Origin of the sequence: Streptomyces sp. NPDC058671, assembly GCF_042716475.1 — a bacterium.
GTDB lineage: Bacteria > Actinomycetota > Actinomycetes > Streptomycetales > Streptomycetaceae > Streptomyces.
In genome coordinates this window covers 1965-3383 of sequence record NZ_JBHXSA010000060.1, presented here as the reverse complement: position 1 = coordinate 3383, position 1419 = coordinate 1965, and the positions used below count along the sequence as shown (strand labels likewise).

General features: G+C 57.0%; 1 rRNA gene (cut by a window edge). It reads left to right on the top strand.

Annotated elements, in window-relative coordinates:
• The first annotated feature begins 146 nt into the window (after nucleotides 1-146).
• Nucleotides 147-1419: ribosomal RNA gene (locus ACFWV2_RS32970) — 23S ribosomal RNA — on the top strand; it runs 1924 nt beyond the window's last position.

Genomic DNA, 1419 nt, shown 5'->3' with positions numbered 1-1419 from the left:
CCTTGGCACGTTGTTGGGTATCTGAGGGTACGGCCGTAAGGTTGTATCTTCGCGATGCCGGCCCCAGTGAACTCATCTGCTTGTCGGGTGGGGTGATGGGTGGCTGGTCGTTGCTTGAGAACTACACAGTGGACGCGAGCATCTGTGGCCAAGTTTTTAAGGGCGCACGGTGGATGCCTTGGCACCAGGAACCGATGAAGGACGTGGGAGGCCACGATAGTCCCCGGGGAGCCGTCAACCAGGCTTTGATCCGGGGGTTTCCGAATGGGGAAACCCGGCAGTCGTCATGGGCTGTCACCCATGCCTGAACACATAGGGCATGTGGAGGGAACGAGGGGAAGTGAAACATCTCAGTACCCTCAGGAAGAGAAAACAACCGTGATTCCGGGAGTAGTGGCGAGCGAAACCGGATGAGGCCAAACCGTATGCGTGTGATACCCGGCAGGGGTTGCGCATGCGGGGTTGTGGGATCTCTCTTTCACAGTCTGCCGGCTGTGAGGCGAGTCAGAAACCGTTGATGTAGGCGAAGGACATGCGAAAGGTCCGGCGTAGAGGGTAAGACCCCCGTAGCTGAAACATCAACGGCTCGTTTGAGAGACACCCAAGTAGCACGGGGCCCGAGAAATCCCGTGTGAATCTGGCGGGACCACCCGCTAAGCCTAAATATTCCCTGGTGACCGATAGCGGATAGTACCGTGAGGGAATGGTGAAAAGTACCGCGGGAGCGGAGTGAAATAGTACCTGAAACCGTGTGCCTACAAGCCGTGGGAGCGTCGCTCATCGAGTTTACTCGGTGGGTCGTGACTGCGTGCCTTTTGAAGAATGAGCCTGCGAGTTTGCGGTGTGTTGCGAGGTTAACCCGTGTGGGGAAGCCGTAGCGAAAGCGAGTCCGAACAGGGCGATTCAGTAGCGCGCTCAAGACCCGAAGCGGAGTGATCTAGCCATGGGCAGGTTGAAGCGGAGGTAAGACTTCGTGGAGGACCGAACCCACCAGGGTTGAAAACCTGGGGGATGACCTGTGGTTAGGGGTGAAAGGCCAATCAAACTCCGTGATAGCTGGTTCTCCCCGAAATGCATTTAGGTGCAGCGTCGTGTGTTTCTTGCCGGAGGTAGAGCACTGGATAGGCGATGGGCCCTACCGGGTTACTGACCTTAGCCAAACTCCGAATGCCGGTAAGTGAGAGCACGGCAGTGAGACTGTGGGGGATAAGCTCCATGGTCGAGAGGGAAACAGCCCAGAGCATCGACTAAGGCCCCTAAGCGTACGCTAAGTGGGAAAGGATGTGGAGTCGCAGAGACAACCAGGAGGTTGGCTTAGAAGCAGCCACCCTTGAAAGAGTGCGTAATAGCTCACTGGTCAAGTGATTCCGCGCCGACAATGTAGCGGGGCTCAAGCGTACCGCCGAAGTCGTGTCATTG